This window comes from Delftia sp. ASV31 (assembly GCF_016428765.1).
GTDB classification, from domain to species: domain Bacteria; phylum Pseudomonadota; class Gammaproteobacteria; order Burkholderiales; family Burkholderiaceae_C; genus Comamonas; species Comamonas acidovorans.
In genome coordinates this window covers 1-311 of the sequence record NZ_JAELTK010000304.1, presented here as the reverse complement: position 1 = coordinate 311, position 311 = coordinate 1, and the positions used below count along the sequence as shown (strand labels likewise).

General features: G+C 74.0%; 1 pseudogene. It reads left to right on the top strand.

The features are described 5' to 3' along the window. Positions 1–182 precede the first annotated feature (182 nt). Positions 183–311 (top strand): annotated as a pseudogene (locus tag JHD82_RS29530) (sulfite exporter TauE/SafE family protein); the annotation flags it as partial.

The window sequence follows — 311 nt, the reverse complement described above, 5'->3', positions numbered from 1 at the left end:
CCCCCCCCCCCCCCCCCCCCCCCCCCCCCCCCCCCCCCCCCCCCCCCCCCCCCCCCCCCCCCCCCCCCCCCCCCCCCCCCCCCCCCCCCCCCCCCCCCCCCCCCCCTTTTTTAATGATACGGCGACCCCCGAGATCTACACTGTTCGCATTTCGTCGGCAGCGTCAGATGTGTATAAGAGACAGGGCCTGGCTGGGTCTGTTGTGTGGTCTGTTGACGGGCGGGATCACGGCGTTGACCGGCGTGTTCGTGGTGCCGGCCGTGGCCTTTTTGCAATCGCTGGCGCTGGGCCGGCAGGCGCTGATGCAGGCC